Origin of the sequence: Gordonia shandongensis DSM 45094, from assembly GCF_000423025.1 — a bacterium.
GTDB classification, from domain to species: Bacteria; Actinomycetota; Actinomycetes; order Mycobacteriales; family Mycobacteriaceae; genus Gordonia; species Gordonia shandongensis.
Genome location: NZ_AUHE01000001.1, coordinates 147,675 through 162,768, shown reverse-complemented (window position 1 = coordinate 162,768; position 15,094 = coordinate 147,675). Strand labels below are relative to the sequence as shown.

Genomic DNA, 15,094 nt, shown 5'->3' with positions numbered 1-15,094 from the left:
ATGGCGTTCGACCGTGCCGAACTGGAGGAGATGAAGCGACGGTGGCTCGAGGCCAACGTCGCCGCGGAGAAGGCGGGCGACTGGAGACCGCTGGCGGACTTCTACACCGCCGACGCCACCTACGGGTGGAACTACGGCCCGGAGAAGGACTTCATGGCGGTGGGCCGCGACGAGATCCGCGAACTGGCCCTCGGGCAGGAGATGGAGGGACTCGACGGCTGGAACTACCCGTACCGGGCGTGGGTCGTCGACGAGCAGACCGGCGACATGATCGGCTTGTGGCAGCAGATCAACGAGGCGACACGGGCCGACGGATCCCACTACGCGGTGCACGGGCTCGGCGGGAGCTGGTTCCGGTACGCGGGCGACTACCGGTTCTCGTGGCAGCGCGACTTCTTCGACTTCGGGAACGTCTCGGCCCTGTTCCTGGAGATGCTGACCGACAAGGTCTGCAGCGACGGGATGCTCGCTCGGATCGAGCGGTCGGCACCCGGCACGCTCCCGGGCTGGTATCCGCGCGGCGAGGCGCCGGTCGGTCTGTGGGACATGCCGTGACCACGCTGATCGGGCTGGGGCATGCGCGGCTCGCGCGCCTCGTCCCCGAGTCGCTGCTGTCGGGTCAGCTCATCGACCGGTCGGGGATGGCGCATCTCATCACGGCTTTCGGCCGCGAGGGCATGACGCAGGTGGCGATCGAGGAGTGGATGGCCGCGAGCCCGGTCTACACCGGGCGCATGCGGGCGGCGCTCGGGATCGACGGCGACGGCGTGGAGGACATGTTCAAGTGCCTTCAGCTCGACATCGGGGCGCCACCGCAGTTCATGGACTTCCGCTTCCGCATCACCGACCGCTATCACGGCGCGTTCGTCCTGGATCACTGCGGCGCCCTGCTCGACGTGGAGCCGATGGGCGAGGACTACGTGACGTCGATGTGCCACGACATCGAGGACCCGACGTTCGATGCGACGGCGATCGCCACCAATCGGCGGGCGCGGATCCGTCCCGTTCACCGACCGCCGAGGATGCCGGCCGACCGGACTCCGCACTGTGAGTGGACGGTCACGATCGAGCCCGACCGGGAGGAGCTTCCGCTGCCGCGCGTCACCGAACCGGTCCTCGAGACGCGTGCCGCGTCGGTGGTGCTCAGTCCGATCGATCCCGCCGACGAGGGCCGTTCCGACTACCGGGGGCCGCTGGTCGAAGACCTGGTCTTCGCGGAGTTCTCGTCGTCGGCCCTGGTCCGGATCGCCGAGGAGGTCGCGGTGGCCCACCAGCTGTTGGCGATCGGCTTTCAGCTGTCGGTGCTGCGGCGCACCGACCCCGCATCCGCCGACGACATCCTCGCCCGGCAGCTCGTCGGGATCGCGGGGATCACCGCCGAACGGCTCGCCGCGGCGTTGTTCGACGGCCGGTCGGACGCCCGAACTCTCGCCGACGTGCTGTCGGTGCATCCGGTGTTCGGGCCGGTCCAGTACACGGGTGTCGTGGCGCGAGCCGGTGATGACGGTGTGTCCGTGCGGATTCCGCGGACGTCGGCGGCTGTGGAGGATGGCGCGTGGATGCGGCTGCTCGCCGAGGGGCGGCTCGACGCCCTGCAGGCGGCGGCGACCGCGGTCGACCCCACCTGGGTGATCGCCGACAGTCGTGTCGACGGAGACGATCTCGTCGTCGACTTCGGCCGCGGCGATCCCCTCCCGGAGTCCGGGGAGGTCGCGATCGTGCGGTTCTCCGGCGGCTCCGACTTCACCTTCGCCGATCGCGGGCCGTCGCGACCGCTTCCGTTGACGGTGCTCTGACGCGTACCGGGCCGGTTCGGCCGAGACCCGTCAGGAATGCAGCGAGGATCGGCTGGACCGGGGACGCGGGATCGATGGCGACCCGGTGGAAGATGAGCGACTCGGTGAGGGTGATGACGGAGTCGATCGCCGCGTCGGTGGCGTCGATGCCCGCCTGGGTCAGGGCGGGAGCGATCACGCGACGGGCAGCGGTGTTCACGGTGGATCCCGTGGTCAATGCCTGCTTCAGGCCGGGGTGCCCATCCAATTCCAGAATGAGGGAGTACCGCGCCCGCATGTCGTCGGCACGTGCGGTCAGCGAATCGATCAGTGAGGCGAGGATGCGAGCGAGGTCGACGGTGCCGATCTCACCGGTGTCGTCGACGATCTGGTCGATGAGCGCGGCCGTGGACGCGGTCTCGTCGACGGTGCGTGCCGACAGCGTGTCGACGATCAACGTGAGCAGGGCCTCTCGCGTGCGTGCGTGGTAGGACGTCGACCCCGGCGGGATTCCGGCGGTTCGATCGACCGACCTGTGGGTCAGTGCGCGCACTCCTTCGCGGGCGATGATCCGGATCCCGGCTTCGGCGATGAGTTCTCGCCTGTCCGAGCCTGGCGGCGTGGGCATGGTGTGAGTCTACGGATGCAATCTACCTCTACAGGTGTAGAGTGGAGGTGTTCCCATCCACCGAGGGAGTGCCCATGCACATCGAATTCGTGCCCGACGTCGATGTCTATCCGTTCACGTCGCGATGGTTCGACTCATCGGTCGGTCGGGTGCACTACATCGACGAAGGTGAAGGCCCGGTGATCATCCTCTGCCACGGTGCGCCGACGTGGAGCTTTCTGTACCGGCACGTGGTCACGGATCTCGCCCGGTCCTTTCGGTGCATCGCGATCGACAATCCCGGATTCGGATTGTCGGACCGGCCAGACGGCTTCACGTACGAGATCTCCGCTCTGTCCGGAGTGGCCGGGGAACTCATCGACCACCTGGATCTCGATGACATCATCGTCGCGGGCCACGACTGGGGCGGTCCGATCGGGCTCGGGGCTGCGGTGCGACGTGCTGACCGAGTCCGCGGCGTCGTCGCGATGAACACGATCTTCTGGCCGGTGGAGGCCTTGGCGAACCGCGTTTTCAGTGCGGCGATGAGCACGGGCCCGATGCAGAAGGCGATAGTCGACCGCAATCTGCTCATCGAGAGGGTGCTGCTGCCGGGCCTGCGCGGCACCATCACGGAGAGCGAGGCCGACCACTACCGCGCCGTGCAGCCGAACGCCGAAGCGCGCGTCGCATTGGCCGTGATGCCGCAGCAGATCCGCAAGGCCCGGCCATTTCTCTCGGACCTGGCTCGAGAGGTTCCGCACCGTCTGGGCCATGTCCCCGCGGTGGCGGCGTGGGGGATGAGAGACAGGGTCTTCCGTCCCGCGGATTGTCTACCGCGGATCGCCGAGACGTTCGCCGACGTGACGATGACCGAGGTGCGCGATGCCGGTCACTGCGTCACCGAGGATGCTCCCGGCATGGTCGCGACGGCGATCAGAGCCCGGTTCGGCTGATGATCGTCCCCCTGAGCAGTCGCCGCGGACATATCGTCCGCGGCGGCCCGTGTCGGGGACGTTCGTTTCGGGAGGTCGGTCAGAGGTCGAAGCGGGCGTCCGCGGTGGCGCGGCCGAGCAGCTGGTCGCCGTCGTACATGCGGGCGTCGACGATCGACAGCCGGCGGCCGAGTTTCACCGGCGCCGCCTCGACGCGGACGGAGCGACCGTCGACCGCGGGGGAGCGGAGGAACTCGCACGTGAAGTCGATGACCTGATAGTCGCCGCCGGCGCGCACCTGCTGCTGCGCCGCGAGCGAACAGCTCTGGGCGAGCATCGCCGCGATCACGCCGCCGTGCATCGTGCCCATGATGTTCGCCATCCACGGCGCCGTCGCATACGTCATCGACAGGGAGTCGTCGACGCGGACGATCGACGCGCCGAGCGCCTCGGCGATCGGACCGATCGGCAGCTCACCCCGCATGATCCCGGTGACGACCTCCCCGCCCGACAACGATGAGTCGGGGCGAGGCAGGACGAGTCCACCGTCGACGGCCTCCGGCAGCGGGATCTCGAGATCGCCGTCCGTCACCGCACGGCCCACCCGAACGTTGCGCGCGGTGCCGACACACAGGGTTCGCCCCCGCTCGCCGGTGATCGTCACCGACGTCGTCCCGTACGCCGGATCCATCATGCGCAGGTCGGCCCGCGCCGACAACACCTCGTCGACGGCCGGCCGATGGAGCATCGACATCGACAGGCGCGACTGCATCGACGATGCGCCGGTGTCGGCGAAGAAGAAGGGCAGCCCACCGATGTCATCGAAGAGGACGGTGAGGGCGGGCACCTCGATGACGCCCCGATGATCGGTGAGCCGCGCCCCGAGCCGCTGCGTCATCTCCGGATCCGCACCGTCGGGTCCGCGGCCGATCGCGAAGAGCGTGAACGGGTCGGTGGCCTCAACCGAGGTGCTGAACGTCATGGCTACACGTCCTACCAGCAGCAGCGTCGAACCGCGAAACCGTCAGCCGACGACCAGATGCCAGAGACCGTCCGGGCCGGCCGCAGCCGCCGCATCGCCGACCACTCGATCCCAGTGCGCCACCGACCCGTACTCGCCGCGCCACACCAGGGCGGCGCGCGTGAACCGATGCAGAGAATGCTCCCGCGTGGTGCCGATGGCGCCGTGCACCTGATGCGCCCCGCGCACGACGCTCGACGCCGAATGGCCGACGCACGATCGGGCGACGGCGACCAGAAGAGGCAGACGCTCCGAACCCCAGTCGGTGCGGACCGCCTCGGCCAGCGCGGCCTCGGTCGCCGAACGGGCCAGGGCGCAATGCGCCGCGATGTCGGCGAGCAGATGCTGCACCGCCTGGAAACGGGCGAGCGGCCGACCGAACTGAGTCCGCGCGCCGGCATGCTCCACCGAAAGGGCCAACGCCGCATCGAGCGCCGCACAGGTCTGCACCGCCCGCGTCAACGCCGCCGCCGACCGCGCCCGCTCCAACCCCGCCGCGTCGAGACCAACCGCGTCGAGACCCGCCGCCCGACTCGCCGACACGTCGAAGGCGACGGTGTCCCGGGGCTCGCCGAGCACATTCGCGGTGCGCTCGACGATCCGGTACCGGGACGCATCCGCATCGGCCACGAGATGTCCGTCTCCGGCGGGCCACACGACCACGATCCGCTCCGCATCGCGTCCCCACGGGACACCGCGCGCCACGCCGTCCGCGTCGGCGAACGCGACGGTCCGCAACCGCGCATCGGCAGGCTCGGCGATCAGCGTCCGGGCGATCAACGCGTGTTCGGCGATCGGCGCGCGGACGCCCTCGGTCGCGGCCCGCGAGAGGATCTCGGCGGCGTCGAACCACGTACCGCCCTCCTCGCCGATCAGGTCGCCGACCCCGAGCCCGGTCAGTCGCGTCCACAGCGCGTCGTCGAATGCGCCGGCGCGACACGGGGCGTCGGCGGGCTGCGCACCGAACACGGCGGTCGCCACTTCCGCCAGTGCGGGATCGGCGCCCGGGATCATCGCGTTCATCGGGCCCCCAGTCCGCGGGCGATCACGCCGCGCAACACCTCGGTCGTGCCGCCGCGAAGAGTGAAACCGGGGCGCTGATCGAGGGCGGCCGTCACCGCCGCCGGAAGCGGGACGCCGCCGAACGGACCGGTCGGGTCGCCGTGCAGGGCGGCGGCCTCGGCCACGTCGCCCTCCAACTCGGTGCCGAGCACCTTGACGACGGCGGCGGGGACATCGGCGGGCTCGCCGCGCTGAAGGGCGCCGGCGACCGCGGTCGACATCTGGTGCAGGGCCGCCGTCCGGGCCACCAACGCACCGGTCGACGCCGCATCCGCACCCGACTCGACGTTCGCGGCGAGGACGCCGAAGGTCGACAGGAATCTTTCCGGCCCGCTGCGTTCGAAACTCAACTCCGACGTCACCTGCGTCCAGCCACGGCCGATCTCACCGAACACCATGTCGTCGGGCACGAGGACGTCGTCGAGGAACACCTCGTTGAAGTGATGCGCACCGTTCATCGAGACGATCGGCGAGACCCGCACCCCCGGTGCCCGCAGATCGACGATGAACTGGCTCAGGCCGTCGTGCCTGCGCTCCGGATCCACCGGCGCGGTGCGGGCCAACGCGATGAACGCGTGGGCCCGGTGCGCACCCGACGTCCACACCTTGGTTCCGTTCAGTCGCCACCCGCCGTCGACGCGGGTCGCACGCGTGCGCACGCTCGCCAGATCGGAACCCGACTCCGGTTCGCTCATCCCGATGGCGAAGTAGACCTCCCCGGCGACGATGCCCGGCAGGAATCCGCGACACTGGGCATCGGTGCCGTACTTGAGCAGCGACGGCACGATCTGGCGGTCGGCGATCCAGTGCGCGGCGACCGGCGCCCCGACGGCGAGGAGCTCCTCGGTGACGACGAACCGCTCCTCGAAGCTCCGACCGTGGCCGCCGTACTCGACGGGAACGGTCATCCCGATCCAGCCGCGCTCGGCGAGAGCGCGGGTGAAGTCCTCATCCCACCCGGTGAGCCACGCGTCGACCGCCGTGGGCGACCCCGGTGCCGGGAGTCGGTCGGCGACGGAGGCGAGAAAGGACCGGACCTCGGCGCGCAGCGACGCGTGGTCGGAGTCGTCGCCGGCCGGCGGGACCAGGCGGATCACCGTGTCCGCCAGCGGTCGAGGCGCTGCTGATGTTCGGGGTCGCGGTGGGCGAGGGGCTGCATCGCGGCGGCCATGCCGAGGACGGTCTCCAGGGGCGAGGTCCGCGACTCCTGAAGCAGTCGTTTGGCCATGCGCAGCGACTCGGCGGGGTTGCGGGCGATCCGGTCGGCGAGGTCGTTCGCGGTCCGGATCAGGTCGTCGTGGGGCACCACGCGGCTGACCATGCCCCACTCGTGGGCGGTGGCGGCGTCGATGCGGTCGCCGGTGAAGGTCATCTCGGCGGCCCGCTCGTAGCCGACGGCCCGCGGCAGGAACCAGGTGCCGCCGTCGCCGGGGATGAGCCCGAGTTGGACGAAGCTCTCGGCGAACGACGCCTTCTCGGAGGCGATGCGGATGTCGCACATGAGCGCCAGATCGCATCCCGCACCGACGGCGGCGCCGTTGACGGCGGCGATGATCGGCACCTCCAGGCGGGCCAGCGCTCGCGGCACCCGCTGGATGCCGGATCCGTAGGCCCGGCGTTGCGCGCGGGCGTCGACGCCGAACATCCCGCGCTCGTCGGCCATCTCCTTGACGTTGCCGCCGGACGAGAAGATCCGGCCGGCGCCGGTGAGGATGATCGCTCGCACGTCGAGGTCGTCGCCGACGGTGTCGACCGCGGATTCCAGGGCGCGGACGAAGGCGACGTCGGTGATCGCGTTCCCGGTCTCGGGCTGGTTGAGCGTCCAGGTCTGGACGGCGCCGGAGGTCGTGACGAGCAGGGGGTCGGACATGGACGGGCTTCCTCTCGGGGACGCGGTGCGCGGATCGGACCGAATGCACTGTGGCACCGAACTCCACTGTGGCAGAGCCGTCTCGATCTCACCCGGGTCTCGCGGTGCGGCGTCGCCGAACGCTGGAAACAATCATGCGCGCTTGATTTGTTTTGGCGGGTGTGTGACGCTGATCCCATGGCGATAGTCGACGAACTGGTCTCCGCCCTCGCAGCCGAATCGGACGCGCTGGACGACATGGTCGCGAACCTGCCCGCCGAGGCCTGGTCCACTCCCACTCCGGCGGAGGGCTGGACCATCGCGCACCAGATCGGGCACCTGCTGTGGACCGACCGCGTCTCGCTGCTGTCGATCACCGACGCCGACGCATTCACCGGCGTTCTGCGCGAGGCGATGGCCGACCCCACCGGATTCGTCGGCGCCGCCGCCGAGGTCGAAGCGGCGCGATCCCCCGACGATCTGCTCGCCGACTGGCGACGGACCCGCGCGAGGCTCGGCGGGGCGCTGGTCGCGGTGGAGCCGGGGACCAAGCTCACCTGGTTCGGGCCGCCGATGTCGGCGGCGTCGATGGCGACGGCCCGAATGATGGAGACCTGGGCGCACGGACTCGACGTGGCCGACGCACTGGGTCTCACGCGACCCGAAGGCGATCGCATCAAGAACGTCGTGCATCTCGGTGTGCGCACGCGCGACTTCGCGTACCTGGTCAACGGGCTGACCGCCCCCGAAGCGGAGTTCCGTTTCGAGATCACGGCGCCGTCGGGAGTGCTGTGGACGTGGGGACCCGAGGACGCCACCGACGTGGTGCGCGGGCCGGCCGTCGACTTCTGCGAGCTGGTGACCCAGCGCAGGGCGCCCGGCGACCTCGACCTCGAGGTGATCGGCGACGACGCGCAGCAGTGGGTGCAGATCGCGCAGGCGTTCGCCGGGCCGCCCGGAACCGGTCGCGCGGCCCAGACCTGAGAACCCAGACCGCCACGGCTTCAGCTACCCAGTCACGAGTGAGGAGTGAGGATGTCCGACACCTCGAATCCCATCCGGATCGGCAACGTCTCCGGCTTCTACGGCGACCGCTTCGGTGCGGTCCGCGAGATGCTCGAAGGCGGTGACCTCGATGTCATCACCGGCGATTATCTGGCCGAGCTGACCATGCTCATCCTCGGTCGCGACCGCATGAAGAACCCCGACCTCGGATACGCGAAGACATTCCTGCGGCAGATGGAGCAGAACCTCGGGCTGATCGCCGACAAGGACGTCCGCGTGGTCGTCAACGCCGGCGGACTCAACCCGCACGGTCTGGCCGTCGCGCTCCGCGAACTGGCGGAGCGGCTCGGCGTCCCCACCCAGGTGGCGTTCGTCAACGGTGACGACATCGTGGACCGGGCCGACGAACTCGGCCTCGGCACGCCGATCGCCGCCAATGCCTACCTCGGCGGATTCGGCATCAAGACCGCGCTCGACCGCGGTGCCGACATCGTGGTGACCGGTCGCGTCACCGACGCCTCGCTGGTGGTGGGGACCGCGGCGTCGGCGTTCGGCTGGGGGTACGACGATCTCGACCAGTTGGCGGGGGCCGTCGCCGCCGGTCACGTCATCGAGTGCAGCGCTCAGGCGACGGGCGGCAACTATTCGTTCTTCACCGAGATCCCCGACATGGACCGACTCGGGTTTCCCATCGCCGAGGTGCACGCCGACGGCAGTTCGGTCATCACCAAGCACGACGGCACCGGCGGTGCCGTCCGCATCGGGACCGTGACCGCGCAGCTGCTCTACGAGGTCGCCGGACCGCGGTACTACAACCCGGATGCGACGGCCCGACTCGACACCGTCTCGCTGAGCGAGGAGGGGCCCGACCGGGTGCGGATCTCGGGCGTCCGCGGTGAGGCGCCGCCGAAGGATCTAAAGGTGTCGCTGAACCATCTCGGCGGCATCCGCAACGAGTTCGAGGTGGTTCTCACCGGTTTGGACATCGAGGCCAAGGCCGAGTTGTTCCGACGCCAGTTCGAGGCGGCGCTCCCCGAGCGGCCGGCTGAACTGTCGTGGGAGCTCGTGCGTCTCGACCGACCCGACGCCGACACCGAGGAGAAGGCGAGCGCCATGCTGCGTTGCGTGGCGCGCGACCCGGACCCGGCGAAGGCGGGCCGCCAGTTCAGCGGTACGGCCGTGGAGCTGGCGCTGGCCAGCTACCCGGGTTTCACGCTCACGGCGCCGCCGGGGAACGGCTCGCCGTACGGTGTCTTCGAGCCCGGATACGTGGACGCGTCACTCGTTCCGCACCGCGTCAATCAGCCCGACGGAGTGAGCGTCGCCATCGAGCCGTCGCCGTTGCGCACCGATCCGATCGTCGACGAGAGCGTGCCGGCCGCGGCGGCCGGCACCGACTGGGGGCCGACGGTCGACGCCCCGCTCGGCGCCGTGGCCGGCGCCCGGTCCGGTGACAAGGGCGGCAGCGCGAACATCGGCCTGTGGGTCCGCAGCGACGAGGAGTACGCGTGGCTGGACGAAACCCTCAGCGTCGAGCGGCTGGGCGAACTGCTTCCCGAGGTCGCCGAGCTGACGGTGCACCGGTACCCGCTGCCGAACCTGCGGGCCGTGAACTTCGTGATCGAGGGCGTCCTCGGCCGGGGTGTGGCCGAGAACGTCCGCTTCGATCCGCAGGCGAAGGGCCTCGGCGAATGGCTCCGCTCCCGCGTCGTGGCGATCCCCGCCCGCTTCCTCGACCGCTGAGCTGAATCAACACTGAGCCGAATCAACACTGAGCCGAATCAACGCTCACCCGCACCAACGCTGATCCGCATCAACCACCGCTTCAATCGAAGGGAACCGACACGTGCCCATCGCCAGTGACATCTGGGACTCACCCGAACGCCGCGAACTCCGCAGCACGATCGCAGGATTCGCGCAGCGGCACATCCTCCCGTACCAGGACGACTGGGAACGGGAGGGCCTCATCGGCCGCGAGACGCACCGCGCCGCAGCCGAACTCGGACTCTTCGGACTCGGGGTGCCCGAGGAGGTCGGCGGCAGCGGAGGCGACCTGATCGACGCCTCGATCCTCGCCGAGGAACTGCACTACCGGGGCGTGGCCGGCGGAGTCTTCGCCTCGCTGTTCACCAACGGGATCGCGCTGCCGCACCTCATCGCGGCCGGCGACCCCGCCCAGATCGACAAGTGGGTGCGCCCGACGCTCGCCGGCGAGCTGATCGGCAGCCTCGGCATCACCGAGCCCAGCGGCGGAAGCGACGTCGGCCATCTGCGGACGACGGCCGTCCGCGACGGCGACCACTACGTGGTGAACGGCGCCAAGACCTTCATCACCTCGGCCGTCCGCGCCGATTTCGTGGTCACGGCCGTCCGCACCGGCGGGTCGGGTGCCGCGGGAGTGTCGCTGCTCGTCATCGAGAAGGGCACGCCCGGCTTCGAGGTCGCCCGCAAGCTGGAGAAGATGGGCTGGCTCAGCTCCGACACCGCCGAACTGTCGTTCACCGACGCCCGCGTTCCGGTGGCGAACCTGGTGGGCCCCGAGAACTCGGGGTTCGCGCAGATCGCGCAGGCCTTCGTCACCGAGCGGGCGGCACTGGCCGTCCAGGCGTATGCGTCGGCGCAGCGGTGCCTCGACCTCACCCTCGAGTGGGTCCGGAACCGCGAGACCTTCGGCCGCCCCCTCATCAGCCGGCAGTCGGTGCAGGACACCGTCACCGAGATGGCCAGGCGCGTCGACGTGGCGCGCACCTACACGCGCGCGGTGATCGAACGCCGGGTGGCGACCACCACCGGGATCGGCGGACAGAAGCCGGTCGCCTCGGCGTCCGACGACCTCATCGCCGAGATCTGCTTCGCCAAGAACACCGCCGTCGAGGCGGGCGAATGGGTGGCCAACAAGGCCGTCCAGCTGCACGGTGGCATGGGGTACATGCGCGAATCGGAGGTCGAACGCCAGTACCGCGACATGCGCATCATCGGCATCGGCGGCGGCACCAACGAGATCCTGACCGGCCTGGCGGCCAAGCGCCTGGGCTACCAGGCCTGACGACGAGAGACCTGATGACGGGAGATGTGAGATGACAGTGTTGCGGAGCAAGATCGACACGTCGTCCGAGGAGTTCTCGGCGAACGTCGAGGCGATGAACGCCAAGCTCGCCGAACTCGACCTCGAGTTCCGGAAGGTGCTCGACGGCGGCGGTGAGAAATATGTGCAGCGGCACCGCGACCGCGGCAAGCTGACGGCGCGCGAACGCATCGAACTCCTCATCGACGAGGACTCCCCGTTCCTGGAACTGTGCCCGCTGGCCGCATACGGATCGCAGTTCACCGTCGGCGCGTCGGTCGTCGTCGGCATCGGCGTCGTCGAGGGCACCGAATGTCTCATCGTCGCCAACGATCCGACCGTCAAGGGCGGTACCTCGAACCCCTGGACGCTGCGCAAGACGTTGCGGACGAACGACATCGCTCGCCAGAACCGACTCCCGGTGATCTCGCTGGTGGAGTCCGGCGGCGCCGATCTGCCGACGCAGAAGGAGGTCTTCGTTCCCGGCGGACGGATGTTCCGCGATCTGACGCAGCTGTCCGCGGAGGGCATCCCGACCGTCGCGCTGGTCTTCGGCAACTCCACGGCGGGCGGCGCCTACATCCCCGGCATGAGCGACCACGTCGTGATGATCTCCGACCGCTCGAAGGTCTTCCTCGGCGGACCGCCGCTGGTGAAGATGGCGACCGGTGAGGAGAGCGACGACGAGGAGCTCGGCGGCGCCGCGATGCACGCCCGCATCTCGGGCCTCGGCGACTACCTGGCCGCCGACGAGCAGGACGCCGTCCGGATCGGCAGACGGATCGTCGCGCGACTCAACTGGCGAAAGCAGGGGCCCGGGCCGGTCGCCGAATCGGTGGAGCCCCGGTACAGCCCGGACGAACTGCTGGGCATCGTGCCGCCCGACCTCAAGGTCCCGTTCGACCCGCGGGAGGTGATCGCGCGGGTGGTCGACGACTCCGACTTCGATGAGTTCAAACCGGAGTACGGCGCGTCCCTGTGCACCGGGTGGGCGCGGATCCACGGCTACCCGGTCGGCATCCTCGCCAACGCGCAGGGCGTGCTGTTCTCGCAGGAGGCGCAGAAGGCCACGCAGTTCATCCAGCTGGCCAACCGCAGCGACACACCGCTGATCTTCCTGCACAACACCACCGGATACATGGTCGGCAAGGAGTACGAGCAGGGCGGCATCATCAAGCACGGATCGATGATGATCAACGCGGTCTCGAACTCGACGGTCCCCCACATCTCGATCCTCATGGGGGCGAGTTACGGTGCGGGCCATTACGGGATGTGCGGTCGCGCCTACGATCCGCGTTTCCTGTTCGCGTGGCCGAGCGCCAAGAGCGCGGTGATGGGGGCCCAACAGCTCGCGGGCGTCATCTCGATCGTCTCGCGCGCCGCCACCGAAGCCCGCGGAGGCACGGTCGACGAGGAGGCCGATGCGGGCATGCGCGCCATGATCGAGGCGCAGATCGAAGCGGAGTCGGTGCCGATGTTCCTGTCGGGGATGCTCTACGACGACGGCGTCATCGATCCGCGTGACACCCGCACCGTGCTCGGCCAGGCGCTCTCGGCGATCGCGTCGGCGCCGGTGGAGGGCACCGCCAACTTCGGCGTCTTCCGGATGTGAGGAACCAGATGACTACCACCACAACGTCCACGACAACACCAACGACTACGTCCACGACAACACCAACGACTACGTCCATGACGAAGCCCGCCGCCGGGTCGCCTGCGATCACCCGCGTGCTCGTCGCGAACCGCGGCGAGATCGCCTGCCGCGTCTTTCACACCTGTGCGGCGATGGGCATCGGCACCGTCGCCGTCTACTCCGACCCCGACGCCGACGCGCCGCATGTGCGGGCCGCCGACGTCGCCGTCCACCTGCCGGGGTCGACGTCCGCGGAGACCTACCTGCGCGGCGAGAAGATCATCGCGGCGGCGCAGGCGGCGGGCGCCGACGCCGTCCACCCCGGGTACGGCTTCCTCTCCGAGAACGCCGACTTCGCGCGCGCGGTGATCGACGCCGGTCTGACCTGGATCGGTCCGCCGCCGGCAGCGATCACCGCGATGGGATCGAAGGTCAACGCCAAGGAGCTCATGGCCGCGGCCGGGGTCCCCGTGCTCACCGACATCGACCCCGATGCGGTCACCGCCGACGATCTGCCGCTGCTCATCAAGGCGTCCGCGGGCGGCGGCGGACGCGGAATGCGCATCGTCCGAGAGCTCAGCGAACTCGCCGACGCCGTCGCCGCGGCGCGGCGGGAGGCGGAGTCGGCGTTCGGCGACCCGACCGTCTTCTGCGAACCGTACGTGGAGCGGGGCCACCACATCGAGGTCCAGGTGATGGCCGACCAGCACGGCGAGGTGTGGGCGGTCGGCGAACGCGAGTGCTCGATCCAGCGACGCCACCAGAAGGTGATCGAGGAGGCACCGGCACCGCTGGTGGAGCATGTCGGCGGCGACATGCGCGAGCGCCTGTACTCGGCGGCGCGATCGGCGGCGTCGTCGATCGGCTACACCGGTGCGGGCACCGTGGAGTTCCTCAGCGACGGAGCCGGCCGCTTCTACTTCCTGGAGACCAACACCCGGCTGCAGGTGGAGCACCCGGTCACCGAGCTCACCACGGGCGTCGACCTGGTGGAGTGGCAGCTGCGCGTCGCGATGGGTGAGGCGTTGCCCGCCGACGCCCCGGCCGCCTCCGGACACGCCATCGAGGTCCGCCTGTACGCCGAGGACCCGGCGGCCGACTGGCAGCCCCAGTCGGGCACCGTGCGAACCATCGATCTACCCGCCGACACCCGGTTCGGCCTCCTGGAGCGGCCGGGAATCCGCGTCGACTCGGGTGTCGCCGACGGCAGCGAGGTCTCGACGTTCTATGACCCGATGCTCGCCAAGGTGATCTCGTGGGCGCCGGACCGGCGTCGCAGTGCGGCGATGTTGGCCCGTGCCCTCGCCGACGCGCGAATCCACGGGCTCGTCACCAACCGCGACATGCTGGTGAACACCCTTCGCGAGGAGACCTTCCTGTCGGGAGACACCGACACCGCCTACCTCGACACCGTGGGGCTCGACCGGCTGGCCGCCCCGTTGGCCGACGACGCCGCGACGGCGGCCGCGGTGGTCGCTGCGGCCCTCGCTGACGCGGCCCGCAACCGTCGAGCAGCGCGGGCGGTCGGCAGCCTCCCGTCGGGGTGGCGCAACCTGCCGTCCGGGTACCAGAGCAAGTCGTACACGCTGCCGACCGGTGACGAGACGACCGCTCGCTACCGGTACGTCCGCGGGGTGTGCGAGCTGCCCGATCTGCCCGGGGTGGAGGTGGTCGACGTGTCCCCGGACGCGGTCGTCGTCCGTGACGGCGCACTGACCCGGCGGTACGCCGTCGCCGTCCACGATGACCCCGTCCACGATGACCCCGTCCACGATGACGAGGTGTACGTCGACTGGCCCGGCGGATCGGTCGCACTCGTCCGGGTGCCCCGGTACATCGACCCGGCCGCCGTGGAGCGTCCGGGATCGCTGCTGGCGCCGATGCCGGGGTCGGTGATCCGCGTGGCGGTCGCCCAGGGCGACCGCGTCAGTGCCGGACAGCCGCTGCTGTGGCTGGAGGCGATGAAGATGGAGCACACCATCGCCGCGCCGTCCGACGGCGTCGTCGCCGTCCTCGCGGTCGAGGAGGGACGCCAGCTCTCGGTGGGCGACGTTCTCGCCGTGATCGAGGCGGACGACGCCGGGGCCGGCGAGACGGCATGACGGGACGGACCGTCCCGCGAACCACATGAACGAACCACGAA

13 protein-coding genes are annotated in these 15,094 nt (G+C 69.9%); 8 read left to right on the top strand and 5 right to left on the bottom strand.

Going from position 1 to position 15,094, the window contains the following annotated elements; translation table 11 throughout:
• A complete protein-coding gene (locus G528_RS0100860) occupies positions 1-555 on the top strand; it encodes a hypothetical protein (protein WP_026917316.1) in 555 nt (184 codons plus the stop codon).
• Positions 540-1,796, top strand: coding sequence for a hypothetical protein (locus G528_RS0100855; RefSeq protein ID WP_026917315.1), 1,257 nt, complete (start codon positions 540-542; stop codon positions 1,794-1,796). The genes G528_RS0100860 and G528_RS0100855 overlap by 16 nt, the downstream gene beginning before the upstream one ends.
• On the opposite strand, the gene G528_RS15970 is transcribed toward G528_RS0100855, so the two are convergent.
• Positions 1,744-2,403: a TetR/AcrR family transcriptional regulator gene (locus G528_RS15970; protein WP_169515206.1), complete on the bottom strand. Its 660-nt coding sequence runs from the start codon at positions 2,401-2,403 to the stop codon at positions 1,744-1,746. The genes G528_RS0100855 and G528_RS15970 overlap by 53 nt on opposite strands.
• Before the next feature lie 74 nt (positions 2,404-2,477).
• Between G528_RS15970 and G528_RS0100845 the strand changes: the two genes are divergently transcribed.
• Positions 2,478-3,338, top strand: a complete 861-nt coding sequence (locus G528_RS0100845) for an alpha/beta fold hydrolase (protein WP_026917314.1) — start codon at positions 2,478-2,480, stop codon at positions 3,336-3,338.
• A gap of 79 nt (positions 3,339-3,417) precedes the next feature.
• Here G528_RS0100845 and G528_RS0100840 read toward each other — a convergent pair whose 3' ends face one another.
• Genes G528_RS0100840 through G528_RS0100825 form a run of 4 tightly spaced genes read right to left on the bottom strand, consistent with a single transcriptional unit; the run spans position 3,418 to position 7,270 of the window.
• Entirely contained in the window at positions 3,418-4,299 is an 882-nt protein-coding gene (locus G528_RS0100840) for a PaaI family thioesterase (RefSeq protein WP_026917313.1), read from the bottom strand.
• Positions 4,300-4,341: 42 nt separating this feature from the next.
• Complete coding sequence (locus tag G528_RS0100835; RefSeq protein ID WP_026917312.1) at positions 4,342-5,361, bottom strand: acyl-CoA dehydrogenase family protein; 1,020 nt, start codon at positions 5,359-5,361, stop codon at positions 4,342-4,344.
• The gene (locus G528_RS0100830; protein WP_026917311.1) at positions 5,358-6,509 is read right to left on the bottom strand and encodes an acyl-CoA dehydrogenase family protein; all 1,152 of its coding nucleotides are present in this window, start codon (positions 6,507-6,509) and stop codon (positions 5,358-5,360) included. The genes G528_RS0100835 and G528_RS0100830 overlap by 4 nt, the downstream gene beginning before the upstream one ends.
• Positions 6,494-7,270 (bottom strand): crotonase/enoyl-CoA hydratase family protein, encoded by a 777-nt coding sequence (locus G528_RS0100825; protein WP_026917310.1) that lies wholly within the window; start codon positions 7,268-7,270, stop codon positions 6,494-6,496. Before G528_RS0100825 ends, G528_RS0100830 begins: the two co-directional genes overlap by 16 nt.
• 177 nt (positions 7,271-7,447) lie before the next feature.
• Between G528_RS0100825 and G528_RS0100820 the strand changes: the two genes are divergently transcribed.
• The 5 genes from G528_RS0100820 (at position 7,448) to G528_RS0100800 (ending at position 15,053) form a co-directional block, all read left to right on the top strand.
• On the top strand, positions 7,448-8,233 hold the full coding sequence (locus G528_RS0100820; RefSeq protein ID WP_026917309.1) for a TIGR03084 family metal-binding protein: 786 nt from the start codon (positions 7,448-7,450) through the stop codon (positions 8,231-8,233).
• A 51-nt stretch (positions 8,234-8,284) separates the two neighbouring features.
• Positions 8,285-9,997 (top strand): acyclic terpene utilization AtuA family protein, encoded by a 1,713-nt coding sequence (locus G528_RS0100815; RefSeq protein ID WP_026917308.1) that lies wholly within the window; start codon positions 8,285-8,287, stop codon positions 9,995-9,997.
• 103 nt (positions 9,998-10,100) lie between these two features.
• Positions 10,101-11,300: an acyl-CoA dehydrogenase family protein gene (locus G528_RS0100810; RefSeq protein WP_026917307.1), complete on the top strand. Its 1,200-nt coding sequence runs from the start codon at positions 10,101-10,103 to the stop codon at positions 11,298-11,300.
• Positions 11,301-11,331: 31 nt separating this feature from the next.
• Complete coding sequence (locus G528_RS0100805) at positions 11,332-12,930, top strand: acyl-CoA carboxylase subunit beta (RefSeq protein ID WP_026917306.1); 1,599 nt, start codon at positions 11,332-11,334, stop codon at positions 12,928-12,930.
• A 77-nt stretch (positions 12,931-13,007) separates the two neighbouring features.
• Positions 13,008-15,053 carry an acetyl/propionyl/methylcrotonyl-CoA carboxylase subunit alpha gene (locus G528_RS0100800; RefSeq protein WP_026917305.1) on the top strand — a complete coding sequence of 682 codons (2,046 nt, stop codon included), beginning with the start codon at positions 13,008-13,010 and terminating at the stop codon, positions 15,051-15,053.
• The last annotated feature ends 41 nt before the right edge of the window (positions 15,054-15,094 follow it).

What these genes read in the sequence shown, in the direction of transcription:
- G528_RS0100835 (WP_026917312.1), bottom strand. Translation starts at nt 5,361, where the DNA reads ATGAACGCGATGATCCCGGGCGCCGATCCCGCACTGGCGGAAGTGGCG.
- G528_RS0100840 (WP_026917313.1), bottom strand. Translation starts at nt 4,299, where the DNA reads ATGACGTTCAGCACCTCGGTTGAGGCCACCGACCCGTTCACGCTCTTC.
- G528_RS0100805 (WP_026917306.1), top strand. Translation starts at nt 11,332, where the DNA reads ATGACAGTGTTGCGGAGCAAGATCGACACGTCGTCCGAGGAGTTCTCG.
- G528_RS0100860 (WP_026917316.1), top strand. Translation starts at nt 1, where the DNA reads ATGGCGTTCGACCGTGCCGAACTGGAGGAGATGAAGCGACGGTGGCTC.
- G528_RS15970 (WP_169515206.1), bottom strand. Translation starts at nt 2,403, where the DNA reads ATGCCCACGCCGCCAGGCTCGGACAGGCGAGAACTCATCGCCGAAGCC.
- G528_RS0100845 (WP_026917314.1), top strand. Translation starts at nt 2,478, where the DNA reads ATGCACATCGAATTCGTGCCCGACGTCGATGTCTATCCGTTCACGTCG.
- G528_RS0100815 (WP_026917308.1), top strand. Translation starts at nt 8,285, where the DNA reads ATGTCCGACACCTCGAATCCCATCCGGATCGGCAACGTCTCCGGCTTC.
- G528_RS0100800 (WP_026917305.1), top strand. Translation starts at nt 13,008, where the DNA reads ATGACGAAGCCCGCCGCCGGGTCGCCTGCGATCACCCGCGTGCTCGTC.
- G528_RS0100825 (WP_026917310.1), bottom strand. Translation starts at nt 7,270, where the DNA reads ATGTCCGACCCCCTGCTCGTCACGACCTCCGGCGCCGTCCAGACCTGG.
- G528_RS0100820 (WP_026917309.1), top strand. Translation starts at nt 7,448, where the DNA reads ATGGCGATAGTCGACGAACTGGTCTCCGCCCTCGCAGCCGAATCGGAC.